This is a genomic window from Psychromonas sp. SP041 (genome assembly GCF_000470315.2).
Classification (GTDB): domain Bacteria; phylum Pseudomonadota; class Gammaproteobacteria; order Enterobacterales; family Psychromonadaceae; genus Psychromonas.
Window position 1 is genome coordinate 1 of sequence record NZ_CBRF02000052.1, and the last position, 26122, is coordinate 26122.

30 protein-coding genes are annotated in these 26122 nt (G+C 36.0%); 18 read left to right on the plus strand and 12 right to left on the minus strand.

Features of this window, described 5'->3' with window-relative positions:
- Positions 1-1031: 1031 nt before the first annotated feature.
- Positions 1032-1865, plus strand: a complete 834-nt coding sequence (locus tag SP041_RS19245) for a winged helix-turn-helix domain-containing protein (protein WP_025565171.1) — start codon at positions 1032-1034, stop codon at positions 1863-1865.
- Positions 1866-2082: 217 nt separating this feature from the next.
- Positions 2083-2445, plus strand: coding sequence for a YacL family protein (locus tag SP041_RS19250; RefSeq protein WP_025565169.1), 363 nt, complete (start codon positions 2083-2085; stop codon positions 2443-2445).
- A 62-nt stretch (positions 2446-2507) separates the two neighbouring features.
- Here the strand turns inward: SP041_RS19250 and mgtE are convergent, their stop codons facing one another.
- The 9 genes from mgtE to kdsC form a co-directional block, all read right to left on the minus strand.
- A complete protein-coding gene (mgtE, locus tag SP041_RS19255) occupies positions 2508-3869 on the minus strand; it encodes a magnesium transporter (protein WP_025565168.1) in 1362 nt (453 codons plus the stop codon).
- Between the two features lie 14 nt (positions 3870-3883).
- On the minus strand, positions 3884-4159 hold the full coding sequence (locus SP041_RS19260) for an HPr family phosphocarrier protein (RefSeq protein WP_025565167.1): 276 nt from the start codon (positions 4157-4159) through the stop codon (positions 3884-3886).
- Between the two features lie 6 nt (positions 4160-4165).
- Positions 4166-5008, minus strand: a complete 843-nt coding sequence (gene rapZ / locus SP041_RS19265) for an RNase adapter RapZ (RefSeq protein WP_025565166.1) — start codon at positions 5006-5008, stop codon at positions 4166-4168.
- Positions 5009-5023: 15 nt separating this feature from the next.
- Positions 5024-5467, minus strand: a complete 444-nt coding sequence (ptsN, locus tag SP041_RS19270; RefSeq protein ID WP_025565164.1) for a PTS IIA-like nitrogen regulatory protein PtsN — start codon at positions 5465-5467, stop codon at positions 5024-5026.
- A 97-nt stretch (positions 5468-5564) separates the two neighbouring features.
- A complete protein-coding gene (locus SP041_RS19275; RefSeq protein ID WP_025565163.1) occupies positions 5565-7010 on the minus strand; it encodes an RNA polymerase factor sigma-54 in 1446 nt (481 codons plus the stop codon).
- 33 nt (positions 7011-7043) lie between these two features.
- A complete protein-coding gene (gene lptB / locus SP041_RS19280; protein WP_037049624.1) occupies positions 7044-7769 on the minus strand; it encodes an LPS export ABC transporter ATP-binding protein in 726 nt (241 codons plus the stop codon).
- 2 nt (positions 7770-7771) lie between these two features.
- Positions 7772-8326, minus strand: coding sequence for a lipopolysaccharide transport periplasmic protein LptA (gene lptA, locus SP041_RS19285; protein WP_025565161.1), 555 nt, complete (start codon positions 8324-8326; stop codon positions 7772-7774).
- The gene (gene lptC / locus SP041_RS19290) at positions 8313-8876 is read right to left on the minus strand and encodes an LPS export ABC transporter periplasmic protein LptC (RefSeq protein WP_025565160.1); all 564 of its coding nucleotides are present in this window, start codon (positions 8874-8876) and stop codon (positions 8313-8315) included. Before lptC ends, lptA begins: the two co-directional genes overlap by 14 nt.
- The gene (gene kdsC, locus SP041_RS19295; RefSeq protein ID WP_025565159.1) at positions 8877-9425 is read right to left on the minus strand and encodes a 3-deoxy-manno-octulosonate-8-phosphatase KdsC; all 549 of its coding nucleotides are present in this window, start codon (positions 9423-9425) and stop codon (positions 8877-8879) included.
- A gap of 367 nt (positions 9426-9792) precedes the next feature.
- Here kdsC and SP041_RS19300 point away from each other — a divergent pair, with 367 nt between their 5' ends.
- Genes SP041_RS19300 through murA form a run of 7 tightly spaced genes read left to right on the plus strand, consistent with a single transcriptional unit; the run spans position 9793 to position 14264 of the window.
- Positions 9793-10599 carry an ATP-binding cassette domain-containing protein gene (locus tag SP041_RS19300; RefSeq protein ID WP_025565158.1) on the plus strand — a complete coding sequence of 269 codons (807 nt, stop codon included), beginning with the start codon at positions 9793-9795 and terminating at the stop codon, positions 10597-10599.
- The gene (gene mlaE, locus SP041_RS19305) at positions 10599-11387 is read left to right on the plus strand and encodes a lipid asymmetry maintenance ABC transporter permease subunit MlaE (RefSeq protein WP_025565157.1); all 789 of its coding nucleotides are present in this window, start codon (positions 10599-10601) and stop codon (positions 11385-11387) included. The genes SP041_RS19300 and mlaE overlap by 1 nt, the downstream gene beginning before the upstream one ends.
- 1 nt (position 11388) lies before the next feature.
- The gene (gene mlaD / locus SP041_RS19310; RefSeq protein WP_025565156.1) at positions 11389-11859 is read left to right on the plus strand and encodes an outer membrane lipid asymmetry maintenance protein MlaD; all 471 of its coding nucleotides are present in this window, start codon (positions 11389-11391) and stop codon (positions 11857-11859) included.
- Positions 11859-12479 (plus strand): ABC transporter substrate-binding protein, encoded by a 621-nt coding sequence (locus SP041_RS19315; protein WP_025565155.1) that lies wholly within the window; start codon positions 11859-11861, stop codon positions 12477-12479. The genes mlaD and SP041_RS19315 overlap by 1 nt, the downstream gene beginning before the upstream one ends.
- The gene (locus SP041_RS19320) at positions 12476-12727 is read left to right on the plus strand and encodes an STAS domain-containing protein (RefSeq protein WP_025565154.1); all 252 of its coding nucleotides are present in this window, start codon (positions 12476-12478) and stop codon (positions 12725-12727) included. Before SP041_RS19315 ends, SP041_RS19320 begins: the two co-directional genes overlap by 4 nt.
- Positions 12728-12736: 9 nt before the next feature.
- Complete coding sequence (locus SP041_RS19325) at positions 12737-12985, plus strand: BolA/IbaG family iron-sulfur metabolism protein (protein ID WP_025565153.1); 249 nt, start codon at positions 12737-12739, stop codon at positions 12983-12985.
- Between the two features lie 19 nt (positions 12986-13004).
- Entirely contained in the window at positions 13005-14264 is a 1260-nt protein-coding gene (murA, locus tag SP041_RS19330) for a UDP-N-acetylglucosamine 1-carboxyvinyltransferase (RefSeq protein ID WP_025565152.1), read from the plus strand.
- A 273-nt stretch (positions 14265-14537) separates the two neighbouring features.
- On the opposite strand, the gene degS is transcribed toward murA, so the two are convergent.
- From degS to SP041_RS19345, 3 genes are all read right to left on the minus strand, one after another.
- Positions 14538-15602 (minus strand): outer membrane-stress sensor serine endopeptidase DegS, encoded by a 1065-nt coding sequence (gene degS / locus SP041_RS19335; RefSeq protein ID WP_037049621.1) that lies wholly within the window; start codon positions 15600-15602, stop codon positions 14538-14540.
- A 188-nt stretch (positions 15603-15790) separates the two neighbouring features.
- Entirely contained in the window at positions 15791-17200 is a 1410-nt protein-coding gene (pykF, locus tag SP041_RS19340) for a pyruvate kinase PykF (protein ID WP_025565150.1), read from the minus strand.
- 184 nt (positions 17201-17384) lie between these two features.
- Positions 17385-18743, minus strand: a complete 1359-nt coding sequence (locus SP041_RS19345; RefSeq protein ID WP_025565149.1) for a Do family serine endopeptidase — start codon at positions 18741-18743, stop codon at positions 17385-17387.
- 225 nt (positions 18744-18968) lie between these two features.
- Here SP041_RS19345 and zapE point away from each other — a divergent pair, with 225 nt between their 5' ends.
- The 9 genes from zapE to SP041_RS19390 all read left to right on the plus strand — a co-directional run bounded on the left by zapE (position 18969) and on the right by SP041_RS19390 (position 25913).
- Positions 18969-20078 (plus strand): cell division protein ZapE, encoded by a 1110-nt coding sequence (gene zapE, locus SP041_RS19350; RefSeq protein WP_025565147.1) that lies wholly within the window; start codon positions 18969-18971, stop codon positions 20076-20078.
- A 322-nt stretch (positions 20079-20400) separates the two neighbouring features.
- Positions 20401-20829, plus strand: coding sequence for a 50S ribosomal protein L13 (gene rplM / locus SP041_RS19355; RefSeq protein WP_025565146.1), 429 nt, complete (start codon positions 20401-20403; stop codon positions 20827-20829).
- Positions 20830-20844: 15 nt separating this feature from the next.
- Complete coding sequence (rpsI, locus tag SP041_RS19360) at positions 20845-21234, plus strand: 30S ribosomal protein S9 (RefSeq protein WP_025565144.1); 390 nt, start codon at positions 20845-20847, stop codon at positions 21232-21234.
- A gap of 111 nt (positions 21235-21345) precedes the next feature.
- Positions 21346-21870 (plus strand): non-heme ferritin, encoded by a 525-nt coding sequence (ftnA, locus tag SP041_RS19365; protein WP_025565143.1) that lies wholly within the window; start codon positions 21346-21348, stop codon positions 21868-21870.
- A gap of 249 nt (positions 21871-22119) precedes the next feature.
- Complete coding sequence (gene petA / locus SP041_RS19370; RefSeq protein WP_025565142.1) at positions 22120-22710, plus strand: ubiquinol-cytochrome c reductase iron-sulfur subunit; 591 nt, start codon at positions 22120-22122, stop codon at positions 22708-22710.
- Positions 22710-23987 carry a cytochrome bc complex cytochrome b subunit gene (locus SP041_RS19375; RefSeq protein WP_025565141.1) on the plus strand — a complete coding sequence of 426 codons (1278 nt, stop codon included), beginning with the start codon at positions 22710-22712 and terminating at the stop codon, positions 23985-23987. The genes petA and SP041_RS19375 overlap by 1 nt, the downstream gene beginning before the upstream one ends.
- On the plus strand, positions 23987-24724 hold the full coding sequence (locus SP041_RS19380; RefSeq protein ID WP_025565140.1) for a cytochrome c1: 738 nt from the start codon (positions 23987-23989) through the stop codon (positions 24722-24724). Before SP041_RS19375 ends, SP041_RS19380 begins: the two co-directional genes overlap by 1 nt.
- A gap of 102 nt (positions 24725-24826) precedes the next feature.
- Positions 24827-25462 carry a stringent starvation protein SspA gene (gene sspA, locus SP041_RS19385; RefSeq protein WP_025565139.1) on the plus strand — a complete coding sequence of 212 codons (636 nt, stop codon included), beginning with the start codon at positions 24827-24829 and terminating at the stop codon, positions 25460-25462.
- A 34-nt stretch (positions 25463-25496) separates the two neighbouring features.
- Entirely contained in the window at positions 25497-25913 is a 417-nt protein-coding gene (locus tag SP041_RS19390) for a ClpXP protease specificity-enhancing factor (RefSeq protein WP_025565138.1), read from the plus strand.
- Positions 25914-26122: the final 209 nt, after the last annotated feature.

A 26122-nucleotide genomic window follows, 5' to 3' on the forward strand; every position in this document is an offset into this window, starting at 1 on the left:
GATTCATACACCAATTCCATTTCTTGATTAAACAAAAAAATCCCCAACCTTAAATAAGAGTGGGGATTATGTTCTATCTGCAAGATCGTTCAAGTTTTCTTCTTAGATCCTTAACCGATCGGCATTAGCTCATTGAGCTGCCTTTTTTATATTCTATTTTTAATTAAATTATTCCCTCTATAAGTTTAGATGTAAGCAAGAATAATATATCTTCTCTCCACGTTTTTACGTTCAATAAACAACAAAAAACAATAAAATAAAGCGATTTAATACCGCTATCATTAATTATTATTGTTTTTATGTTTAATTTAAATTGACTCATTCTTCGTTTTTAAGTCTTTTGTCAAATAATCATAAGAAGAAATAGTAAATTAGAATTTGGGATGTCTAAATGTCATTATTTTTTTTATAAAAAACATTAAATTGCTAATCGGTTTTTTTAATCACTCATATTGAATAACTATTTAATCGGGTATGTATTAAAGAGAGGCTGAGTATAGGGGAAGAATATAGTCGATATGAATGATTTTTCTTCTGAACACTTTCGATATAAAGTAACTACGATGTTTTGTACTGTGTTTTTATAATACCATCCCATTAGCCTTAATAAGGCTTGAGGGTAAATAAATTAATCATTACTTATCATAATAAATATTAACTTCTATGTGTCAATTTGAAATTCATGTATGAAAATCAGGACAACTATTTAAAAATAATTACGTATTATGTTTAATTGTAAAGTGCATATTTATTTAACGAAATAAAAAGTAAAAATAAAAAATGGGTATTATTAAATGCATTTAATATTCATTTTTTATTGGCATGATAAAAAAACTACTCTATAGTAATGATTCGTGATGTTAATTTTACAAATTAATGACTGGATAGGAATACATTTGTGTTTTTATGTTAATTTGATAATATGATTGCGATTATATATAAGAGATTGCTTAAGCAGTCCAAAAATTAAAATAAAAAATTGCCTATCCACTGGAACTGGCACTTACATTAAAACAAAAATGGGTACTATTATGTTAGAAAAAAGTTTAGTTGTGGGCGAATTCCACATTGATACGAGCCAAAACAGTTTAATTCATGGCAGTCGTAAAGTTTATTTAGGTCCTTTACGTACTTCTCTTTTGCATTTCCTATGTAAAAACGTTAATACGGTTGTTACGCGTGAAGATCTTGCTCAACATGTTTGGGGACGTTTAGTAACAGACCATACAATCAACCAACATATCTCTCAGTTACGTAAAAGTGTAGGCACATTGAGTCTTCACGGTTTAAATATTTCTACTATTCCTAAACGTGGCTACATTGCACGTATGGAAGGTTTAACTGTCTCAGAAAACACTGTTTCACCAATGGCACAAGGTGAGATCATCACTAATGCAATTACTAACATGAAAGTGTTAATTGTTGAAGGTTCTGCAGAAGGTCGTATACAGTTAATTGACCAATTAGAAGCGTTAAATGTTTCTTATGTTGAAGGTGTTGCTACAACACTTGAAGCAGAGCGTTCAATCGCCCTACAAGATTTTGACTTAATTATTGTTGATGCTTTATTACCAGAGTGTTCTGGTATTGAGTTAATTAAATCAATCCGTACAGGCCAAACATCAGCATCAGCTGACATTAGCATCTTAAACTCTCATAACGACGTACAACGTGAGTTATTGGGTTTAAATAGTTTATTAGACGTTCAAGGTTTATTATTAAAACCTTTTGAGTCAAACCGTCTTAAACAAATGCTAATGGTTGCAAGTAAATCAAATGTAGTATTAAAACCACAAGCAGCTTACGAGCTAGTACCGACGAATGTTGTTGCTACTGCTGAACTAAAAATAGCTGTTAATTCTTAATTAACACTAACCATTAATAAAAAAGCCTTTACATTTTGTAAGGGCTTTTTTGTTCCTATCTGCTTTTACTTATCTACTCCTGCCTGCTCGCTACTTTAAATTACTTGCCATTTTGGTTTGCTAATTTCTGCTATTTAAATCTTCTCTATACTAAATTGGTATAATATTAAAACCTGTTTATACTGCTGACATTAATTAAATAATAGAGATTAGCACAATGGAATTTGACTTCAAAAAAGACTATTTCAGCGATAAAGCAACGGTAAAACTATCGATGGGGCATGAAGCTTTTGGTACTTGGTTAGAACAAGAAGGTCAAAAAAAAGACTGGGTTGAAGCGTTACTATCTGTGATCGTACAGTTACAAAACAAAGAGATTACTGAATATAAATTAATCGGTGATGAGTTTGCTTTAGATTTAAATACCGAAGAAGCGATTATTATTAATCATAGCTTACATCAGTCAGATTCTGATTTAGAAGATGCGAATGATTTAAATTTTTATGACCAAGAGATTCAAGCTGAATGTGGGTTAGAAGATTTTCTTAATTTAATCGAATCATGGTTAGAGTTTATTTAATCATAACGACTCCCCTCTAACTTCAATGAAATAGAGGGGGGTATGATTATAATATTAAAGCGTTAATGACGTAAGACTAGTGTTGCCATTCCTAAGAATGAGAATAAGCCAATAACATCAGTAACCGTTGTTAATGCCATACCACCCGCCAATGCAGGATCTATCTTATACTTATGCATTAATAATGGAATACAAACTCCTGCGATACCTGCAATCGAAAGGTTAATAAACATCGCACCTGCAATGATATAACCGACTTGCATATCTCCTTTCCATAATACGACGGCGGTAGCGACTAACACAGCCCAAATCATACCGTTTAACACACCAATGGCTGCTTCTTTACCAATTAACCAACGTGTATTACTGCTGCTGATATGGCCAACTGCAATACCTCGAATAACTAAGGCTAATGTTTGGTTACCGGCAATACCGCCCATACTCGGCACGATGGTCATTAATACGGCTAATGTTGCTACTTGCTCTAGAGTAGCTTCAAACATATTGGAAACAGAAGCAGCAATAAAAGCGGCAATTAAGTTAACTGATAACCATACTGTACGACGCTTGGCGCTGGGTAAAATTGGTGCGAAGGTATCTTCATCATCATCCATACCAGCCATACCCATCATTGAATGCTCAGCATTCTCTCGAATGATATCAACGACATCATCGATGGTAATACGACCTAATAATTGTTTGTTATCGTCAATAACAGGAGCAGAAATCCAATCATGTCGTTCAAATAGCTTTGCTATTTCATTTTCTTCCATCAATACTTGTAGTGGTTCAGTGCCATGATTCATCACATCACTGATAATAGAGGTAGGCTCTACAGTTAATAAAGTAGATAAAGAAACATCTCCGAGTAGTTTGTTATCAGTGTCAACAACGTATAAAGCATCGGTAGTATCGGGCAACGAACCTTTTAACCGTAAATAGCGCAAAACAACTTCGATGGTAACATCTGGACGGACGGTTACCGTATCGGTATTCATCATTGAACCAGCAGTGTCTTCAGGGAATGCTAAGGCTAGCTCAACTCTTTGCCTATCCTGCGTGTCCATTTGCTCTAATACCGCTCGATAGACGCTGTCAGGGATGCCACGTAACACGTACGCTAAGCCATCGGTTTCCATGCCTTCTGTCGCTGCGACTAGGTTGTCTGTTCCCATTAAATTAATGATGCCATCTTTCGCATCTTCATTTAATTCTTCTAGGATTTCACCGTGTTGATCATGGTCTGTTAAATTCCATAATACTTTACGATCGGCAGGAGGGGATGATTCTAATAAAAAGGCGACATCACAAGCAGGCATTTTATCCAAAATGCTGCGTGCTAATACAAACATACCGTGTTCAAGCGCTTTTTTTACTTCTTGAAGTCGCAGCTGGGTATTATCAACTTTAGTGTTTTCCAGCATACTTACCCCTAGAGTTATTCTTCTTCTAAAAATTTATTTTCGATGAGCTCAGTGACAGCGCGCATTGCTTCGTGTGCTTGTGTGCCTTGTGCTTCTATTTCAATCTCTTGACTAAAACAGGTTTCCAGTACTAATAAACCAAGTACGCTACCAGCATCTGCTTTTTTTTCATTATGAGTGATAGTAATTTGCGCATCAAAAGCATTGACTAATTCAACTAACTTTATGGTTGCACGTGTATGCAAGCCAAGTTTGTTTTGTATTGTAATTGTTTGCTTAATTTTATCCAACAGGAATTACTCCTTTAAACATTTGTGTTCAATTTGTATTTGGTATTTATGTTTAAAACGTGCCGCTATTTGTTCCGTTATATAAACAGAACGATGTCTACCGCCAGTACAACCAATAGCAATGGTCACATAGTTACGGTTGTTTTGTTCTAAATGAGGAAGCCAGGTTAAGAATAGATTTTCGATATTAGTGATGGTTTCTTTCACTAAGGGAAAGGCACTTAAATAGTCTTGAATAAGTTTATCTTTACCTGAATATTCTTTTAAGTTTTTTTCCCAATATGGATTCGGTAAAAAACGCACATCAAAAATATAATCAGCATCCTGTGGGTGTATATGTTTAAAACCAAAAGATTGAAAAATAACTAATAAGTTACTCTTAGTCGAACCTTGTAAATATATTTTTAAATGTTCATTTAAATTATGAACAGACAGGGCGGTCGTATCAATTGAAAAAGCAGAGAGAGCTTGTAATGGCGCTAGCATTTCTTTTTCTAATTCTAAAGCTTGAGATAGTGAAAGTTTTTGTTTTGAAAGAGGGTGTAAACGACGTGTTTCACTATAACGACGAATTAATTCACTGGTCAGTGCATCTATATAGATGATTTCTAATTCGACTTTTTTCTGTAATGACTCAACCAGTTGTTTAATTTCATCAACTTTAGTTGGCATATTGCGTATATCTAAGGTGACGGCTACTTTATTATCTTTTGGGTCAACCGTATCAATTAATTGTTCTAATAATTGATACGGGACACCATCAATACAGTTGTAACCTAAATCTTCAAGTACATGGAGGGCAATTGTTTTTCCTGATCCTGAACGACCGCTAATAACAATTAACTTCATATTTACTCCTGTGATTTATAACGTCAGTAATTCAAATAACTCTTGGTTGTTTTGTGCACTACGTAATTGACGTAAGAATTGCTTATCTAATAACTTTTGGCTTATCTCTGATAAAGCAGAAAGGTATTGTTTGCAAAGATCTTCTGGTACAAAGATAGCAAATAATATATCTACTTTATTACCATCATATGAATCATAATCAATCCCTGTTTCACATTGTAAAAATACAGCGGTTGCAGGTAATTCACTAGAGATTTTAACATGTGGGATAGCAATGCCTGATCCAACGCCAGTCGACCCTATTTTCTCTCGTGCAATTAAGCTTTCGAATAACTCTTGCGCATCTAAATTTAATTCTTTAGCCGCAATAAGGCTGATTTTTTCTAACGCCCCTTTTTTACTCGTGCAGGCTGTTTGGCAGAATACTGAATCTTGATTTAATAAAGTAGATATTTTCATAATATTTAGTTTAACTGTACTTAATGGACGCGCGAGTTTAGCAGGTTAGCATTAAATAACTATAGTTAATCCCAATTTTATTTGCGTTGCTCACTAATTAAAGTAATTGCTTTCGCTGGTTAGAAGGTGGAATACCTAATGATTCTCGGTACTTAGCAATAGTACGTCTTGCTACTTGAATACCTTTTTCTTCCAATAACTGCGTTATTTTGTTATCACTTAAAGGTTTAGTTGTTAGCTCTGCAGCAACCAGCTTTTTAATTAAAGCTCGAATAGCGGTTGATGAGCATTCGCCACCACCATCAGTTGCAACATGGCTTGAAAAGAAAAACTTCAATTCATATATGCCACGAGGCGTGTGCATAAACTTCTGCGTCGTCACTCGGGAAATAGTTGATTCATGCATTTCTACTTCAAAGGCTACATCATTTAAAACCATTGGCTTCATTGACTCATCGCCATATTCGAAGAAAGCTTGTTGTTGTTGCACAATACAATTAGATACTTTTAGTAATGTATCATTACGATTCTCTAAGCTTTTGATAAACCATTTAGCTTCTTGTAGATGGCCTTTAATGAATTGAGAGTCGGTTTTACTTATATTACCTGAACACATATTCGCGTATTGCTGGTTGATTGATAAGTTAGGATCACAATCTTGATTCAACGACACTCGCCATTGGCCTTGAATTTTTTTAACGTAAACATCTGGAATAATATATTGTGTTTCACTTGTTTCAATACCATTACCAGGACGAGGTTCTAAGCTTTGAATTAAACGCATTATTTCTGCAAGTTGTGCTTCTTTAAACTTACTTTTACGTGCAAGTGTTCTGTAATCTCTATTACCAAGAAGGTCCATGTATTGTTCAAGGATTTGGATTGCTTCATCTCGCCATGGTGTTGTACGTGGTAATTGGCGAAGTTGAATTTGTAAACATTCTTGAGTGGTGCGAGCAGCAACACCTAGCGGATCAAAGTGCTGAATACGTTTTAATACCACTTCTACTTCATCTAACTCTAATTCTTCTAAATCTGTTTGTAAGCTCTCTAGAATACTTTCACAATTAGTGGTTAGATAACCAGATTCATCAATAGAGTCGATGATAGCCATTGCAATGACTTGATCTGTTTCAGTAAAAGGCGTTAATTGCATTTGCCATAATAAATGGTCTTGTAGAGAAGTCGAAGACTCTCCTTGATAGACAGTGCTTTCTCCATCGTATGCAACGGCACTCGAAGTAGTACCTGTAATCGGTGTCGAATTATAAGACTCTTCCCACTCTTTTTCTGCGGGTAAGTCATCTGAAAACTCTTGTTGAGAAATGGCTTCTGAAGTATCTACTTCACTGCTATCAGCTTCTTTGATTAACTCCTCAGTCCCCGTTTGATCATCTTGCTCTAAAAGAGGGTTGGAGTCTAATGCGTTTTGAATCTCCTGTTGGAGATCGAGCGTTGATAGCTGCAATAGTTTTATTGCTTGCTGTAATTGAGGGGTCATTGCTAATTGCTGACCCATTTTCAACTGTAAACCCTGTTTCATCAAAACATATCTTCCTGAACGTATGGCTAAGACTTAAAGTTTAAATTCTTCACCTAGATAAACGCGTTTCACATGATCGTTTGCTAATATTTCATCTTGGGTGCCCACGGCTATAATCTCACCGTGGCTCACTATATATGAATGCTCACAAACATCTAATGTTTCACGTACATTGTGGTCTGTAATCAATACACCTAGACCACGATCACGTAATTGTTGAATTATGTTTTTGATATCAATCACCGATATAGGATCGACACCAGCAAAAGGCTCGTCTAATAAAATAAATTTTGGCTCAGTAGCTAAAGCACGGGCAATTTCTACACGACGTCGTTCACCCCCTGATAAACTCATTCCTTTACTATTACGAATATGTGTAATATGAAACTCTTCTAATAAAGTATTAAGTTTTTCATCTCGTTGTGATTGTGTTAGTTCTTTACGGGTTTGTAAAATGCCCATAATATTTTCAGTCACAGTTAAACGACGAAAGATAGACGCTTCTTGTGGTAAATAACCAATGCCTTTTTGTGCTCGAATATGCATCGGGTCGCTAGAAATATCTTCATCATCAATAACGATGCTGCCATGGTCTTGTTTAACTAGGCCGACAACCATATAAAAAGACGTTGTTTTCCCAGCACCATTGGGGCCTAATAAACCAACTATTTCACCCGTTTTTACAGTTAGACCAACACCATTTACAACGGTACGTCCTTTATAACTTTTAACTAACCCTGTTGCCCGTAACTCAGCCATCTCTATTTTTCTCCTGTTGTTTTTGGAGTAGACAATTTAGACGAATCAGTTTTTTTATCTTTTTCAAATTGAGCTGGTAAAAAGATCGTTTGTACACGTTCTTTTTGTTTTTTATCGGTAGTTACATTCAGCTCTTGGCTTTCTAAGAAATAAACTATTTCCCCGCCATTAACTTGGCTATCTAATTGTTTTACTTGTGCATTTTTAGATAACGTTACTTTGCCTTTTGCTACGTCATAGCGGATTGTTTTTGCTTCCGCATCAAATGGTTTTCCATCGTCTTGCACTTGATGGAATGTCGCGACATTACCTTCTGCGATCATTGTTTCATTATTTGGCTTCGTACCACGAATAACGGTTAGTTTATCCGCAGTAATTTTGATAGAACCTTGGGTTAATAAAACATCATTAGTAAAAACGACCGTATTGGTTTTCAAGCTTGCATGTTGTTTTACAGAGGAAACATGAATAGGTTGATTGAAGTCAGACTCTAATGCAGAAGCATTTACATTAAACAGCGAAATAGTAAGTAAAACTGTTAATTTATTTAGGTTCATTAAGGTATACCGCTTTTATATTAGAATTAAGTTTCATTTCTTCTGTGACCATTGATGCCCATAAGCCGACACCTTCTTGTTTAACTTGTGGTCCTGTCCATGTGACTTTTTTACTGCTGGTAATTTCTTTACTATCTAATTGCACCGTTGCTTGTGCGGTAGACATAGTTTGTACTAACTGATCTTTACTGAGGTTTTCAACTAAAACGTCACCTGATAATAGTAAGTTATATTTTTCTGTCAATGTGCCTTCAACACTCGTTAACTGCCATGTTGTTACAGAGTCTGAGTTTTTATCTTTGGTATAAAAAATTATTTTTGGGTTTTCAAAAAAAGTCGTATCAGTTTCAGGATAATTTGTCATTTTCTCTGCAAAAACACGATAATCATTAAAGCCAAACTCATCGTAATGATGACTTTTTACATCGTCGGCAATATAACTAGGGTGATGATCTGGAAGAGATGGAAATTCTACATCTGGCTTTACATATATCCATGCTATAAATGCAATTAATAGGGCTATAAAAGGAATGCTTTGGCGTTTGTTCATTTATTCGCTTTTACCTTGGGTGGTTGAGAGTTGTCCATGACATTGTAGAAATAAGTCGCAAATTTCACGTACTGCTCCAAATCCACCTTTTACGGTTGTCACCAGATCTGCTTGTTGTAAAACTAATGGATGTGCATCATTAACGGCTATCCCTAATCCTGATTGTATCATGACTGGTAGGTCAACAACATCATCACCTATATATGCAGTTTGGTCAGGCATTAAGTTCAATTTTTCTAATAGTGATTTATAAACGCTTAATTTATCATCTTTACCTTGGTAAATATGTTTAATGCCTAATGCAGACATTCTATTTTCAACTATATTAGATTGTCGACCAGTAATGATAGCGACGTCTATCCCTTGTTGCATTATCGCTTTTAGACCAAATCCATCTTTTGTGTGGAATGCTTTAAGCTCTTCGCCATCATTGCCTAAATAAATTCGACCATCAGAAAATACACCATCAACATCGCAAATAAAGAGTTTTATTTTTTGTGCTTGCTCAAAAATATTACTGCTGACTTTTCCATAAGGTGTATCAATCATTTATCGACTCTTTTTTAAGATGTTAGTGATTTATTATGAAAATATCAAAGTACACACATTAAGGCGAGCATTGTTTATTTCAAAAATCAAAATATGTGCCAATCATAACAATACTACTTAGCATTAAATAGATTAAACAGTCATTATGTCATTATTAATGCCATAATTACCGAAACTAACATAAAGATAATTTGTCAGAAAGTGGTCACTATTAGGTTTATCACTTTCTAAATTTAGCTTATTTACCTTTTTATAGGTAAAATCTAATTTAAATTATTACTTTACTACGATTTAGTCCGATTATTAATTGCCTTTCATGGTGGAATTATTAGACTGAGCGTTCTTTTTCTTAGAGAAAAATGTATTTATGCCAACACAACACATTGTAATTAACCAACTTAGCTTTACGCGCCAACAAAAGAAAATTTTTGATAAGCTCGATATGCAATTTGAACAAGGTAAAATAACTGCTGTGCTTGGACCAAGTGGCATTGGTAAAACGACCTTATTGAAATTGATTGGTGGTCAAATTCCTGTTGATAGTGGAGAAGTTATCTTCAATGGTACTTCAATCCATGAATGTTCTGAAAAAGCGCTTTATCAAGCACGTAAAAAAATGGGTATGCTATTTCAAAGTGGTGCGCTATTTAATGACTTAAGCGTATTTGAAAATGTAGCTTTCCCACTACGTGAGCATACTCATCTAGACGAAAAATTGTTATCGACATTAGTGTTGATGAAGCTTAATGCAGTGGGTTTACGTGGAGCAAAAGATTTATATCCTTCTCAGTTATCGGGAGGAATGGCCAGACGTGTTGCTTTAGCGCGTGCTATTGCACTAGATCCTGAAGTCATTATGTATGATGAACCTTTTACAGGGCAAGATCCTATATCGATGAATGTATTGTTAAAGTTAGTTAAACAACTCAACGATACATTAGGCTTAACGTCTATTATCGTGTCACATGATGTTAATGAAGTATTATCGATTGCAGATAACGTTTATGTTTTTGCTGATAAAAAAATTATTGCAGAAGGCACTGTTGATGAAGTACTAGCGCAAAAAGATAATGCATTATTACAGCAATTTCTAGCGGGAGCTATTCAAGGGCCTGTACCATTTCATTTACCTGCCAATGATTATCAAGCAGATTTAGAAGAGGTAAACCGATAATGAGTGAATACCTTACACAAGTCTTACAAAATACTGGCGCTTATACTTTGCAATCTATACAAGGTATTGGGCAGTCAGCAATGATGTTTTACCGTACTTTATTTGCAAAACCACATCCCAAACTATTTCAGTTATGTATTGCACAAGTTTATCAGTTAGGGATTTTATCATTACCTATTATTATCACTGCTGGTCTTTTTATCGGCATGGTACTGAGCTTACAAGGCTATTATGTTTTGGTAGACTATGCCGCAGAAGAAAGCTTAGGCAGTATGGTGGCTTTATCTCTATTGCGTGAACTTGGGCCAGTTGTTGCCGCCTTACTCTTCGCAGGACGGGCAGGGTCTGCATTAACAGCTGAAATAGGGTTAATGCAAAGTACAGAGCAAATTGCCAGCATGGAAATGATGGCGGTTTCTCCTTTAAAACGAGTTATTGCGCCTCGTTTGATTGCAGGCATTCTTACTTTACCGTTATTAACCTTAATATTTAATCTAGTGGCTATCTGGGGAGGATTTTTGGTTGGTGTGAGTTGGATGGGAATCGATGGTGGTTCTTTTTGGTCTGTGATGGAAGGTAGTGTTCATTTCGTTCCAGATGTTGTCAATGGTATGATCAAAAGTCTTATCTTTGCTTTTATTGTTACTTGGGTTGCTCTATACAATGGTTTTCATGTGATTCCTAATGCACAAGGGATCAGCAGAGCAACTACTAAAACCGTGGTACTAGCTTCGTTACTTGTTTTAGCGATGGACTTTTTACTAACTGTTATTATGTTTGGAGGCTAACATGTCACAAAAAAAATTAGAAATTTGGGTTGGGTTATTTGTTGTTGCAGCAATCGCCTCTTTTATTGTTTTAGCGTTTAGCGTTGCTGGTTTATCTTTTAAAGGAGAAGGCAATAGTTATACGTTACAAGCGAACTTTACTAATATTGGTGGTCTAAAACCACGAGCACCAGTTAAATTAGGTGGTGTAGTTGTTGGTCGCGTTGAGTCTATCTCTTTAGATACTAAAACTTATACACCTTTAGTAACGCTTTCGATGTTCGAAAAACAAGGTTTTTACCCTGAAACATCATCTCTCGCAATTTTAACCTCAGGGTTATTAGGAGAGCAATATGTTGGTATTAAACCTGGGTTTATTACCGATGATATTGACATGTTAGGTAATGGTGATTTGATTGAAGATACTAAGTCTGCATTAGTGCTTGAAGATCTAATTGGACAGTTTATTTATTCTATTAATAAGGACGACTAATGCGTTTATTTATTTATGTTTTTGCTTTTTTATATTCTCTTTCATTCTCACTAATGGCGAGTGAGCATGATTTAACTGATCCTAATAAAACGCTCCATACTTTATCGACTAATACATTTGAACGTTTAACGAGTGAAAAAGACAGACTAGCGAAAGAGCCTGAATACATTAAAGTGATCATTAATGAAGAACTTATTCCTTATTTTGATTACAAATATGCAGCCTATAGTGTAGTTGGTCCCCATTTAAGAGAAACAACCGCTGAACAACGAGATAATTTTGTTGATGCATTCCGTACGTATTTAATTAATGCTTATGGTCATATCTTAATTAAATATGATCAACAAACGCTGACGATACTCGATAATAATAATTTTAAGGGTAAGAAAATCGTTAGTGTTCCTGTTAGAATGCGCGACAATAATGGGCAAGTAACCCAACTAGATTTTAAATTGCGTAAAAATAAAAAAACAGGTGAGTGGAAAGTGTTTGATGTGATCGCAGAAGGTGTCAGTATGTTAGATACTAAACGTTCAGAATTTGGCTCATTAATTCAGAAAAAAGGAATTGATGAAGTTATTAAACTACTACTACAAAAAAATGATGAGTTTACATCATGAGTAACAACCAGTTACTTGAACGAGATTTATTGCTCGCTAATTTAAGCGAGCAAGCTTATCCAGCCGTAAATACTTACCAAGCAATTGAAAACTTAGATTTATCGCAATTAAATAACGTTGACTCTGCGGGAGTTGCATATTTAGTACAAATTAAAACACAATATCCAACGTTGAAATTGGTTAATGCTTCAGCAAAACTACGTGTATTAGCTGAGCTTTATGGTGTTGAAACATTTTTTGAAAAATAGTGGTTTATTATGAATACTGAAATAATTAAAGAAAAATTAGAACAAGCCCTAACATTGGACGTTTGTATTGTTAAAGGTGAAGGTGGTACTTTCCAAGTGATTGCTGTGAGTGACATGTTTATTGATATGAGCCGCGTTAAAAAACAACAAAGTATCTATGCTCATTTGTCTGAAGAGATAGCAACTAATGCTATTCATGCGTTAACTATTAAAGCGTTAACGCCAGATGAGTGGCAAAAACAAAAACATTTTATTTAGTAAGTTTATAGGGATTTTCATGGGTCAATTTATTATTCAAGGTGGCTGCCAATTAAATGGTGAGGTTACTATTTCTGGTGCAAAGAATGCAGCATTACCAATCTTATTTGCTACTTTGTTATCAGAGGGCGATATTAACTTAAGTAATGTACCGCTTTTAAAAGACATATCTACAACACTTGAGCTTCTGAAAGAGCTAGGTGCAACAGCTAGTCAAGATCAACACACTGTCCATATTAATGCAAAAGATGTTAAAAACTACACTGCTTCTTATGAATTAGTGAGAAGTATGCGTGCTTCAATTTTAGCGTTAGGTCCTTTAGTTGCTCGTTTTGGTGAAGCTGATATCTCATTACCTGGTGGTTGTGCGATCGGTGCTCGCCCAGTGAATTTACATATTCACGGTTTAGAGCAAATGGGGGCAACGATTAAAGTAGAAGACGGCTTTATTAAAGCACGTGTTGACGGTCGTTTAAAAGGTTGTCATCTATACATGGACCTTGTGAGTGTTACTGGTACAGGTAACTTAATGATGGCTGCATCACTTGCTGAAGGCATCACTACGATTGAGAATGCTGCTAAAGAGCCTGAAATCGTAGATCTTGCTAACTTTATTAACGGTATGGGCGGAAAAATCACTGGTGCAGGTACTGATACTATCGTTATCGAAGGTGTTGAAAAGCTAGGTGACTGTGCTTACCAAGTACAACCTGACCGTATTGAAACAGGTACTTTCTTAGTCGCTGGTGTTGTGAGTGGCGGTAAAGTACGTTGTATTAAAACTGATCCGTTACTATTGACTGCTGTATTATCTAAATTAGAAGAAGCTGGCGCATTAGTGACTACTGGTGATGATTGGATCGAAGTTGATATGACTGGACGTACTTTAAAATCAGTTAATATTACAACAGCGCCACATCCTGCTTTCCCTACCGATATGCAAGCACAATTTACGCTGCTTAATACTGTTGCACCTGGTACGGGGCGTATTAAAGAGAATATCTTTGAAAATCGCTTTATGCATGTTCCTGAATTAATCCGTATGGGCGCTAACATAGAGCTAGATGGTAATTTAGCTATTTGTGGTGATAACGATAAGCTAAGTGGTGCAACTGTAATGGCGACTGATTTACGTGCTTCTGCGAGTCTAGTTATTGCTGGTTTAATCGCACAGGGTGAAACAACAGTTGATGAGATTTATCATATCGACCGTGGTTATGAAGCGATTGAAGATAAACTTATTCCACTAGGTGCTAAAATGCGTCGTGTAGAACCTTAGTTTAAAAATTTGTACTGAATAGATGATCTCTATTCTATAAATAAAGAAAGCTTCGGCTTTCTTTTTTATATCTAAAATTCAGAAGATCGTATTTATAGAAGAGGTCATAGAAAGAGGAATAGGTGAATAAAAAAAGAATTATAAACAGGAAAACGATTAACAAATTTAGGTTAAATTACCATGTTCATTTTCTAGAAAAAATATGATTACTTTTACTCTACCTCATTTTTATACTGAACTTTTTACTATTGATAGCAGAGTATAATTCACTTGTTATTGTTGTAACTCACCAATTTCTACATCAAGTATTTGTTCTTTACCTTGTCTTAATATAGTGATTTTTGTATTCGTTCCAGGTTTTATTTTGGCTATTTTATCCATTGTTACAATAAGGTTAATGGCATCTCTGTCGTCAATTTTTAAAATAATATCATTTTTCTGCATACCTGATCTTTGTGCGGGACCGCCATCGGTTATCTTTTTCACAATAATACTATTTTTAGCTTCTAGACCCCATAAACGAGCAACTAAAGGATCTAGGTTTTCTGCTTCAATACCTAATGAACCACGAATAACACGACCATTTTTTATGATGCTTTTCATTACATGAGTGACTAAACGATAAGGAATAGCAAAACTAATACCGTAAGTAACGTTACTTGTGCCAGTGTAAAACTCTGAGGTGTTAATACCCACTAATTCACCCCGACTGTTAATTAAAGCACCGCCTGAGTTACCTTCATTAATAGCGGCATCTGTTTGAATAAAATCTTGGCGACCAGTACTACTCATGCCACTACGACCTAATGCGCTAATTACTCCCTGTGTAATCGTTTGACCAAGGTTGTAAGGGTTACCTATCGCTAATACCAAGTCACCTATTTCAGGATCGTAATCAGGATTTTGTGGCATCACGGGGAGGTCTTCACCATCAATTTGTAATACCGCTAAGTCAGTAATAATATCACTACCGATAATAGTGGCTGTAAATAAACGCCCATCTTGTAAAGCAATCAAAATCTGATCTGCTTTAGAAATAACATGATAGTTAGTTAAAATATAACCTTTAGAGTCAAGGATAATACCTGAACCTAAACCGGTTGGTTGTAATTGCTGCTTACTGCCTACACTGGAATCAATGTATTGTTGAGAGTATATATTAACAACCGAAGGAGCTGATTTTTTGACTGCATCAGAGTAGCTGATAACCTCTGGTTGATAACTACTGTTATTGCTTAAACTTTTAAATATTATTGGACTATAAATAATGATTCCAGCGAGGAGTAATCCACACAGAATAGGTTTAATTAAATAATTTGAACAGAGTTTCAGTTTCATATATTTTTATTTATACGCAATAGATGCAAAAAATTGAAGTTCAGTATATAGAAAACTGACGGCTGGCGGAAAATTACTTTTTATTTAATTAACATAGCGCAAAAAAAAACATCGCCCTAAGACGATGTTTTATAATGTAAAAAACAATAAATTATATAATTATTGTCATTTAAGTGGAAGATCTAGTGTTAAGAAATAACGTGTACAGAAGAAGTGTTAGTTGTACCTGAATCTACTAATGCACCTGTTACCATTACTACTTTGTCGCCCGCTACTACTAAGCCTTGCTCTTTTGCTATATCCATACCTAACTTGTAGAAGTCTTCCATTGAAGTTTGTTGTTCTACAACTTTAGCTGAAACACCTTTAGTTAACGCTAATTGTTGGCGTGTTTTAGGGTTACTTGTTAATGCTAGGATAGGCATTGATGGGAAGTACTTACGAAGTGAGCGAGCTGATTTACCAGCTCCTGTTGCAACGATAAGTAGTTTAGCACCTAATTGCTCAGCATTTTTTACTGCTCCGCTACATACTGCTTCTGTAATACGAAGATCTGTTTCTTTCTCATCCGTTACTGAGTGTAAAACACTATCAGTACGCGCACAGATAGAAGCCATGATTTCAACAGCTTCTGCAGGGTATTTACCTTTAGCTGATTCACCTGAAAGCATTACTGCATCAGTACCATCGATGATAGCATTTGCAACATCACCCGCTTCAGCACGAGTTGGACGAGGGTTTTTGATCATCGAGTCAAGCATTTGCGTTGCTGTAATAACAGGCTTACGTGCTTTGTTTGCTTTTTCAATCATCATTTTCTGTGCAAAGATTACTTCTTCAACAGGGATTTCAACACCTAAGTCACCACGAGCAACCATAATCGCGTCAGAAACCGCTAGGATTTCATCAAAGTTATCAACACCTTCTTGGTTTTCAATTTTAGAGATGATTTGAATCTTTTCGCCGCCGTTTGCTTTTAATAGCTCACGAATTTCTAATACGTCTTCTTTCTTACGAATAAATGACGCTGCAATGAAATCTACATCTTGCTCACAACCAAAGATTAAATCGCCTTTATCTTTTTTAGACAAAGCAGGTAGTTGAACTTTAACACCTGGTAGATTAACACCTTTGTTTTCGCCTAACTCACCCGTATTCATTACAGTACAAATAACGTTTGTATCTGTGATGCTTTTAACTGTCATTTCGATTAGACCATCGTCTAATAATACCGTGTTACCAACCATTAGGTCTTTTGTTAGGTTTTCGTAAGTTACTGCAACGATAGTGTTATCACCAACGATTGTTTGGTCTGTAGAAAGAGTGAACTCTTGACCTGCAGTTAATAATACATCGTTACCGTTTTCTAATTTAACAGTACGGATTTCTGGGCCTTTAGTATCTAGTAGTACCGCAACATTTTTGCCTGTTTCTTCACATACTTCGCGGATACGCGTGATACGAGTTCCATGTTCAACGAAGTCACCATGTGAAAAGTTAAGACGCATTACATTCATGCCGTTCTCAACTAGTTTTGTTAACATTTCTTTAGATTCTGATTTTGGGCCTATCGTACATACTATTTTAGTTTTTCTCACCGTCTTTTCTCCAAGAGTGATTGTGCTTTTTTACTTACTTTTATTTACAAGTTTTATTGAAACTGTCATTTTTATAATTTATGGCGCGTATTTTACAAGAAATTATCGAATAAAAAATTATTTATAATCAATAAAGGCTTATTAAACGTATATTTGTGTAAATTTATTACATTTTTTTGTGATCTCAGTCTAATATTATGTAGATTGGTCGGTTATTACGCATGATATTCAAGGCTCTCATGTTTTTAGCTTTCTTAAGTTCAGTGATAAGTTGCTGTTGATTTGTTACTTTAGTACGGTTTACTGCAATAATGACGTCCCCTTTAACGATGCCAGAACGATCAGCCTCTGAATTTTTTTCAACTTGATCTACATTAATACCAGGGATAAGTTGTCCTTTTTCTGCGTCTTTTAATATTGCACCTTTAAATATAATAGTAGGGGGCTTAGCCGTTGCTGTTAAAGACGTTGAACCTTTACCTCCTAAAATAACGATGATTGTTTTTTCTTGATCGTCTTGCATGACATTTAAAGCTACTTTTTTCCCTGCACTTAACGTGCCTATTTTTGCTCGTAATGCCGCAAACGATCTTATATTTATTCCGTTAACTGAAGTGATTACATCGCCCGCTTTTAATCCTGCTTTGTCTGCTGCTGAGTTTGGTGTCACTTGATAAATAAATGCACCATGATTGATGTCTAATTCAAAGCTTTTTGCTAACTCAGGTGTTACTTCTCCGCCTTTAATACCGAGTATGCCACGACGAATTTCACCAAACTCTGAAAGTTGTTGAGCTAAGTTTTTTACCATGTTAGCTGGAATCGCAAACGCGATACCAATGTTGCCTCCGTTAGGTCCTAAAATAGCGGTATTGATACCAATCAATTCCCCTTTTAAGTTTAATAATGCACCACCAGAGTTGCCGCTATTAATAGCAGCATCGGTTTGGATATAGTTTTCTAGGTTTTGTAAGTTAAGTCCGCTACGACCAAGAGCACTGACAATACCTGATGTTACAGTTTGTCCTAAACCAAATGGATTACCTATGGCAATAGTAAAGTCGCCTACTTGCAACTTATCGGAGTCAGCAAATGTAATTGCAACCAAAGGGTGCTTACTTTTTATTTGTAATAATGCAACATCACTTTGTGGATCTTGTCCAACTACTGTCGCTTCATATTGACGTCCAGAGATAAGACTGATAATTATCTTATCTGCATGTTCAATCACATGATAATTAGTAATGATGTAACCTTTATCAGCATCAATTATCACACCTGAACCTAATCCTGAAAAAGGTTGAGACTTAGTTTGTACTGAGGAGTTAGGGGTTAAGAAATCTAATAAATTCTTTGAGTTTTGAGATGATATTTTACTACCTCCTGAAACTGAAATATCTACAACTGCTGGACTGACCTTTTTTATAAGGGGTGCAAGACTGGGTAAATTATTACCATCGATTGCAGTCGGTAAGGCAGCGCTAACATTAACGTTAATTAATAGTAAAATTGAAAACAGCAAGGCTTGTATAAAACCACTCATTTTGATTCCTTATTCATTATTACTGAATTTTTTTTATGATTGATTCGTTATTATCCATAAAATAACCTGCTATATAATAATAGTTAAATTTGTTTAAGGGGGTTATTTCTAGTCTTTTTCGCGAGATATGCCTCAAAACTTATTTAACATTTCAAATGTCTCTGTATAAAGTACTTCAAAATATGTTATACAAAGGTTAATTTACTGATTTATTAAGACATTACTGTGACACCACTTTCTTTATATCAAGCAGATCTATTAAAACCCAACTTTTTTGCTGACGACGCCCAGTTGCAAGCAATTACTATGCTACAACGATTATATGACGAACTGTTAATCAGTCAGACTGAATCCGTCCCAAAAAGTTCTCTATTTCAACGTTTGTTTAATTCAGCCCCTAAAGCTAAAAATAATATTAAAGGCCTTTATTTTTATGGTGGTGTTGGACGTGGGAAAACTTACCTCGTGGACCTATTCTTTCATAGTATTCAGGGAAAACGTAAACAGCGTCTGCATTTTCATCATTTCATGTTGCAAGTACACAAAAAATTAACCTTACTACAAGGACAAGTTGATCCATTAAAAGAAATCGCTAAGCAATTTGCCAGTGAAACGGACATTATTTGTTTTGATGAATTTTTTGTTGAAGACATAACTGACGCAATGATTTTAGCTGGTATGTTTGAAGCATTATTTGCAGAAGGTGTTGTACTAGTGGCAACCTCTAATATTCACCCAGACCATCTTTATCGTAATGGGTTGCAAAGAGCGCGTTTTTTACCTGCCATTGATCTTATTAATCAACATTGTGAAATATTCAACTTAGATGGTGGAAAAGATTACCGTTTAGGACGTTTGATTGAAGCTGAAATTTATCATTATCCTCTTGATAAAGAAGCTGAATTGCAAATAAAAAGTAGTTTTGAAACATTTGCCTCTGGCGATAAAGAATATAAGCAAACGATTGTTATCAACGATCGACCCCTCAATATTATTGCCAACAGTACTGATGCTCTCAGCATTGAGTTTAGTGAATTATGTGATGGCCCTCGTAGTGTTCATGATTATATTGAATTGGCTATTTTATATCGCACAGTACTTGTTTCTAACATTCCGCAAATGACTGAACAGCATAATGACCTCAGTAGACGTTTTATTGCAATGGTTGATGAGTTTTATGACCGTAATGTAGTGCTCATTATGTCTGCTGAAGTCACTGTATTAGAACTGTATAAAGGCACTCGTCTTGCCTTTGAGTTTCAACGTTGTGTTTCTCGTTTGCTAGAAATGCAAAGTAAAGCTTACTTAAGTAAAGCCCATCACCTGGATATATAACGGTCTCTTCATCGCTTATTATTTTATTAATGAAGTCAGTGACTAGATAAGTAATGAAGTAGACAAATAAGTAAATCTCGCTGATTGTTAACAACTATTAACGGGCTGTGAGAAACTTGTTCATAAAGTTGTAATAAACAGGTGATCTCTGGCTCAATTTTCTATATAATCTCGCCGCCCACGTTATCCACCTCCCCAATTGTTATGGTGGATCTGTTTACGCTAGACGTATTCGAAGGGATACGGAAAGGCGAAAAATACATTTTTGGCTGCAATTTATGTAGTCATATTTTTTTTAAATCATTAATTTGGGTATAACTTAATGAAAACTTTTGTTGCAAAACCAGCTGAAGTAAAACGCGACTGGTTCGTAGTTGACGCTGAAGGTAAAACACTAGGTCGTTTAGCTACTGAAATCGCTTTACGTTTACGCGGTAAACATAAAGCTGAATACACTCCTCATGTTGATACTGGCGATTACATCATCGTTATCAATGCTGAGAAAGTTACTGTAACTGGTAACAAAGCTAAAGGTAAAATTTACTACCACCACACAGGTTTCATCGGTGGCATTAAAGCAATTAGCTTTGAAGACTTGATCGTACGTGCTCCTGAGCGTGTTATTGAAAAAGCTGTAAATGGTATGCTGCCACGTGGTCCTCTAGGCCGCGCAATGTACCGTAAATTGAAAGTTTATGCTGGTACTGAGCATCAACATTCTGCACAGCAACCACAAGTTTTAGACATCTAATAGGAATATAAAACAATGGCAAATCAATACTACGGCACAGGTCGTCGCAAAAGCTCTACAGCTCGTGTGTTTATGAAAGCAGGTAGTGGTCAAATCACTATCAACAAACGTAACCTAGATGAATACTTCGGTCGTGAAACTGCATGTATGGTTGTTCGTCAACCATTAGTGTTAGTAGACTCTGCTGAAAAATTCGACCTAAACATCACTGTTAAAGGTGGTGGTACAACTGGTCAATCTGGCGCAATCCGTTTAGGTATCACTCGTGCATTAATGCAGTTTGATGAAACACTACGTTCTGAATTACGTGGTGCAGGCTTCGTAACACGTGATGCTCGTAAAGTTGAGCGTAAGAAAGTCGGTTTACATAAAGCACGTAAACGTCCACAGTTCTCTAAACGTTAATTTCGTTTTTACGAATTGCAAAAAAGCCCAGTTTATACTGGGCTTTTTTTTACTTGTTTTTTAGTGGACTGCGCTTTAAAGTTAATCAATTAATAATAATAGGAGAAGGTCATGCTAAATAAGACCATGGTTGAAAAGTTAAACGAACAAATTAATTTAGAGTTTTACTCTTCAAACTTGTATTTACAAATGAGTGCTTGGTGCGAAGATAAAGGTTATGAAGGGGCTGCGACTATGTTACGTAAGCATGCTACAGAAGAAATGGAGCATATGAATCGCTTATTTACTTATGTTAGTGAAACCGGCGCCTTACCTATTTTAGGTTCAATTGAAGCTCCACCAGTTGATTTTGAATCATTAAAAGATGTATTTGAAGCAACTTACGAACATGAATGTTTAATTACTAAAGAAATTAATGAACTCACGCATGTGGCATTCACAACGCATGATTATTCTACATTTAACTTTTTACAGTGGTATGTAGCAGAACAGCATGAAGAAGAGAAACTATTTAAAGGTATTTTAGATAAAATTTCTTTAGTTGGTGAAGATGGTAAAGCGCTGTATTGGATTGATAAAGATCTTGCTGAAATTGCAAAATCTGGGTCAACATCTATTATGGATACTACCGTTTAAGCCTTTAATGTTGGGCAGTCTTTTTGATGCAAAGCAATTCTAATGAGAGCATGGTCAATTAAGCCATGCTTTTTTCGTATTTCCCCGTCAAAAGTAATGGTAATGGCTTGTAAATGAGGGGCGATTTCTTTAAAATTCAGCCAGTTTTTATGTACATTCGTAATTCATGTTTCAACGGATTGATGTAAACCCCCCAGTTTTATATTTTTTTGAACTGCTTTTTTAGTAGCTCACAATGGAGATGGTTAAATGAGCAATGTGCCTGTTAATTCTGGTCGTCGCAAGTTTCTAACACTAACAACTGGAGTTGTTGGTGCTGTAGGGGCTGCCGCAGTAGCAGTACCTTTCGTGAAATCTTGGAGTCCAAGTGAAAAAGCTAAAGCTGCTGGTGCGCCAGTTAGCGTGAATATTAGCAAAATTCAACCAGGTCAATTAATTCGTGTTGAATGGCGAGGCAAACCGGTATGGGTTGTTTCCCGAACACAAAAAGTAATTGAAGAACTAGCGACATTAGATAGTAAATTACGTGATCCTGAATCTAAAGAACCCCAACAACCTGAATATGCGACTAATGCAGGCCGTTCTTTAAAACCTGATTTATTCCTTGCTGTTGGAATCTGTACTCATTTAGGTTGTTCACCAACTTATTTACCAGATTCATTTAATGAGCAAGTTGAAGGCGTGGAATCTGGATTTTTCTGTCCATGTCACGGTTCTAAGTTTGATATGGCTGGACGTGTATTTCAAAATGTACCGGCACCATTAAATTTAGTGATACCTCCACATTATTATGTGGATGAGACAAATATCCTCATTGGCGTAGACAAAGGAGATGCCTAATGCTTAAAAAATTAGTGATGGGCGGCATCGATTGGATCGATACTCGTATCCCAATGACGGAAACGTGGAATAAACATCTTGCACAATACCCGACTCCCGTAAACTTTAACTTTTGGTACTTTTTTGGTTCTTTAGCAATGTTAGTGCTAGTTAATCAATTATTAACAGGTATCTGGTTAACCATGCATTACAACCCATCTGCAGCAGGCGCATTTGCTTCTGTTGAGTACATCATGCGTGATGTTCCTTACGGTTGGTTATTGCGTTACATGCATTCTACTGGTGCTTCAGCATTCTTTGTTGTTGTTTACTTGCATATGTTCCGCGGCTTAATTTACGGTTCATACCAAAAGCCACGTGAGCTTATTTGGATCTTCGGTATGTTGATCTTCTTAGTGCTAATGGCTGAAGCATTCATGGGTTACTTATTACCTTGGGGACAAATGTCTTTCTGGGGAGCGCAAGTAATTATCTCATTATTTGGCGCGATTCCAATTATCGGTGATGATCTAACACTATGGATACGTGGTGATTATGTTATCTCTGGTGCAACACTTAACCGTTTCTTTGCATTACATGTTGTGGCGTTGCCATTAGCATTGGTGGCATTGGTCTTTTTACATATTGTTGCTTTACACGAAGTGGGTTCTAATAACCCCGATGGTGTTGAGATTAAACGTAAAAAAGGCTCAGCGACAGAAGAAGAAAAAGGTAAATTTACTTTTCATAAGCAATACAGTGGTAAGAAAGATATCGTCGATGCTATTCCTTTCCATCCGTACTTTACGGTGAAAGATATCATGGGTGTTTCATTCTTCTTGATTTGTTTTTGTGCTGTTCTTTTCTTTATTCCAGAAGGTGGCGGTTACTTGCTTGAAGCGCCTAACTTTGAAGCGGCCAATGGCTTGAAAACACCCGATCACATTGCGCCAGTTTGGTATTACACGCCTTACTATGCGATTTTACGTGCGATCCCTGACAAATTAATCGGTGTTGTTTTCTTTGGTGGTTCTATTGCAATTCTGTTCTTATTGCCGTGGTTAGATCGTTGTAAAGTGAAATCAATACGTTACCGTAGTTGGAAACATAAGCTGAATATTACACAATTCATTATCTGTTTCATTGTGTTGGGTGTGTTAGGTACTTTAGTTGCAACACCTTTATATACATTGATTGCTCAAATTGCATCTGTAGGATACTTCGGCTTCTTTATTGCACTGTTTATTTACAGTAAAAATGAAAAAACTAAGCCACTACCAACGAGGTTGACACACTAATGAAAAAATTATTGATAGCCTTAGTGGCGCTTGTTCCTAGCTTAGTTTTTGCAGCGGGTGCATCGGTTGCTTTAGATAAAGCAAATTATGATCTGTCGGATAAAGCATCATTACAAAATGGTGCAAAGATATTCATGAACTACTGTTCAGCTTGTCATTCTACAGCGCATCAGCGTTACCAGCGTGTTGCAACAGATTTGGGTATTCCTGATCAATTAATGAAAGACAATTTGATTTTTACAGATAGTAAAATCGGTGAGTTAATGATCAACAGCATGGATAAAAAAGATGCTGCTAAATGGTTTGGTAACCCACCATTAGATTTGACATTAGAAGCGCGTCTACGTGGTCCTGATTGGATATATACATACTTACGCTCTTTCTACAAAGACCCTAGCCGCCCATTTGGTGTGAATAATGTTGTCTTTAAAGATGTGGGTATGCCACATGTATTAGAAGAGTTACAAGGCATCCCAACTGCTATTACAGAAATTCATGTTGATGACCAAGGTGTTGAACATCTTACGGTTATCGGACTTGAAAGTAGTGGCACCGGTGAGATGTCATCCGATGAGTATGACGAAGCGGTACTAGATCTGGTAAACTTCCTAGTCTATTCAGGAGAGCCGAACAAACTTGAACGTCAAAGCTTAGGTTTTTGGGTAATCGGTTTCTTAATAATCTTATTTATACTGAGTTACTTATTGAAGAAAGAGTACTGGCGCGATATTCACTAAGCACTAATATTATTTCTATCATTTTTTCGGCAATGGCGTCACTGTGACATCATTGCCGTTTGTGTTTTTTAAGCACACATTTTTAACTACTAGGGGTATTCCATGGCTGTAGCTGCAAATAAACGTTCTGTAATGACGTTGTTCTCAGGACCATCTGATTTATATAGTCACCAAACACGTATCGTGTTGGCTGAAAAAGGCGTTAATGTCGACATCACGACTGTTGATGAAGAGAACCCATCTGAGGAGTTAGCTGAATTAACACCAAATAGTGATGTTCCTACATTAGTTGATCGCGAATTAGTGTTATATAACTCACGCATTATTATGGAATATTTAGATGAGCGTTTTCCTCATCCGCCACTAATGCCTGTATACCCAGTTGAACGTGCTAAAAGCCGTTTATTAATGCAACGTATTGAAAGTGAATGGTACCCATTGGTTGCTATTGTTATGTCTAATGATGTTGCTAAAGCTGAAGCTGCTCGTATTAAATTACGTGCTAAAATTCTTGAAGTTGCACCAGTATTTGATCACTTCTCTTACTTTATGTCTGAAGAGTTTACGATTGTTGATTGCTACATGGCTCCGTTATTATGGCGTCTACCAGAATTAAAAATCGACTTAGGTTACGATAACGTAACAGGTCTAAAAAGCTACATGGTTAAAGTATTTGAACGTGAATCATTTCAAGCTTCAATGACTGAAACTGAGCGTGAAATCCGTATCGGCGGTTAATTCTTTAAATTGATAGGTATTTAAAATGTCGGAAATGTTAGTACAACGTCCTTATCTAATGCGTGCTTTCTACAACTGGATAGTTGATAGTGAATGCACGCCTCATGTAATTGTTGATGCAACAAAACCACATGTTGATGTACCACAACAATTTGTTGAAAATGGCAAGATAGTATTAAATATTGCGCCTAGTTCAGTGATTGCTTTTTCTTTAGATGACGAAGCATTATCTTTTAATGCTCGATTCTCTGGTCAACCAATGCAAGTGTACGTTCCTTTATATGCTATTGAAGGAATTTATGCGCGTGAAAATGGTGCTGGTACTATTTTCCCTGAAGAACCTGCTTATGAAAAGTTTGATATGCCTTTACAGTCTGTCGAAGACAATAAAGAAGCAAAACCAAGCAATAAAGGTTCAGGTAAGAAGCCGACATTAACGGTAGTAAAATAACTGATTAGATTAATAACATGTTTAACTGTTATTAATCTTTAATTAAAAACCGAGTTTTACTCGGTTTTTTTATTTTTATACCTTATACCATATATGGACCCTCTCCGATTGCAAGACAATTTAGATCGTTGAAATAGAGTACATTGCAGCCATATATTCGGCTTTTTATGAGGTATCATCGATGCCTCTAGCCCTGATGGATTTCCGCC

Excerpts from the sequence above, each read along its gene's own strand:
- rpsI (WP_025565144.1), top strand. The coding sequence starts at position 20,845 with ATGGCAAATCAATACTACGGCACAGGTCGTCGCAAAAGCTCTACAGCT.
- SP041_RS19250 (WP_025565169.1), top strand. The coding sequence starts at position 2,083 with ATGGAATTTGACTTCAAAAAAGACTATTTCAGCGATAAAGCAACGGTA.
- mgtE (WP_025565168.1), bottom strand. The coding sequence starts at position 3,869 with ATGCTGGAAAACACTAAAGTTGATAATACCCAGCTGCGACTTCAAGAA.
- SP041_RS19320 (WP_025565154.1), top strand. The coding sequence starts at position 12,476 with ATGAGTAACAACCAGTTACTTGAACGAGATTTATTGCTCGCTAATTTA.
- lptB (WP_037049624.1), bottom strand. The coding sequence starts at position 7,769 with ATGGCTGAGTTACGGGCAACAGGGTTAGTTAAAAGTTATAAAGGACGT.
- SP041_RS19380 (WP_025565140.1), top strand. The coding sequence starts at position 23,987 with ATGAAAAAATTATTGATAGCCTTAGTGGCGCTTGTTCCTAGCTTAGTT.
- degS (WP_037049621.1), bottom strand. The coding sequence starts at position 15,602 with ATGAAACTGAAACTCTGTTCAAATTATTTAATTAAACCTATTCTGTGT.
- SP041_RS19300 (WP_025565158.1), top strand. The coding sequence starts at position 9,793 with ATGCCAACACAACACATTGTAATTAACCAACTTAGCTTTACGCGCCAA.
- SP041_RS19390 (WP_025565138.1), top strand. The coding sequence starts at position 25,497 with ATGTTAGTACAACGTCCTTATCTAATGCGTGCTTTCTACAACTGGATA.
- mlaD (WP_025565156.1), top strand. The coding sequence starts at position 11,389 with ATGTCACAAAAAAAATTAGAAATTTGGGTTGGGTTATTTGTTGTTGCA.
- mlaE (WP_025565157.1), top strand. The coding sequence starts at position 10,599 with ATGAGTGAATACCTTACACAAGTCTTACAAAATACTGGCGCTTATACT.
- SP041_RS19275 (WP_025565163.1), bottom strand. The coding sequence starts at position 7,010 with ATGAAACAGGGTTTACAGTTGAAAATGGGTCAGCAATTAGCAATGACC.
- rapZ (WP_025565166.1), bottom strand. The coding sequence starts at position 5,008 with ATGAAGTTAATTGTTATTAGCGGTCGTTCAGGATCAGGAAAAACAATT.
- lptC (WP_025565160.1), bottom strand. The coding sequence starts at position 8,876 with ATGAACAAACGCCAAAGCATTCCTTTTATAGCCCTATTAATTGCATTT.
- rplM (WP_025565146.1), top strand. The coding sequence starts at position 20,401 with ATGAAAACTTTTGTTGCAAAACCAGCTGAAGTAAAACGCGACTGGTTC.
- murA (WP_025565152.1), top strand. The coding sequence starts at position 13,005 with ATGGGTCAATTTATTATTCAAGGTGGCTGCCAATTAAATGGTGAGGTT.
- SP041_RS19325 (WP_025565153.1), top strand. The coding sequence starts at position 12,737 with ATGAATACTGAAATAATTAAAGAAAAATTAGAACAAGCCCTAACATTG.
- SP041_RS19345 (WP_025565149.1), bottom strand. The coding sequence starts at position 18,743 with ATGAGTGGTTTTATACAAGCCTTGCTGTTTTCAATTTTACTATTAATT.
- SP041_RS19375 (WP_025565141.1), top strand. The coding sequence starts at position 22,710 with ATGCTTAAAAAATTAGTGATGGGCGGCATCGATTGGATCGATACTCGT.
- SP041_RS19245 (WP_025565171.1), top strand. The coding sequence starts at position 1,032 with ATGTTAGAAAAAAGTTTAGTTGTGGGCGAATTCCACATTGATACGAGC.
- petA (WP_025565142.1), top strand. The coding sequence starts at position 22,120 with ATGAGCAATGTGCCTGTTAATTCTGGTCGTCGCAAGTTTCTAACACTA.
- lptA (WP_025565161.1), bottom strand. The coding sequence starts at position 8,326 with ATGAACCTAAATAAATTAACAGTTTTACTTACTATTTCGCTGTTTAAT.
- ftnA (WP_025565143.1), top strand. The coding sequence starts at position 21,346 with ATGCTAAATAAGACCATGGTTGAAAAGTTAAACGAACAAATTAATTTA.
- ptsN (WP_025565164.1), bottom strand. The coding sequence starts at position 5,467 with ATGAAAATATCTACTTTATTAAATCAAGATTCAGTATTCTGCCAAACA.
- sspA (WP_025565139.1), top strand. The coding sequence starts at position 24,827 with ATGGCTGTAGCTGCAAATAAACGTTCTGTAATGACGTTGTTCTCAGGA.
- kdsC (WP_025565159.1), bottom strand. The coding sequence starts at position 9,425 with ATGATTGATACACCTTATGGAAAAGTCAGCAGTAATATTTTTGAGCAA.
- SP041_RS19315 (WP_025565155.1), top strand. The coding sequence starts at position 11,859 with ATGCGTTTATTTATTTATGTTTTTGCTTTTTTATATTCTCTTTCATTC.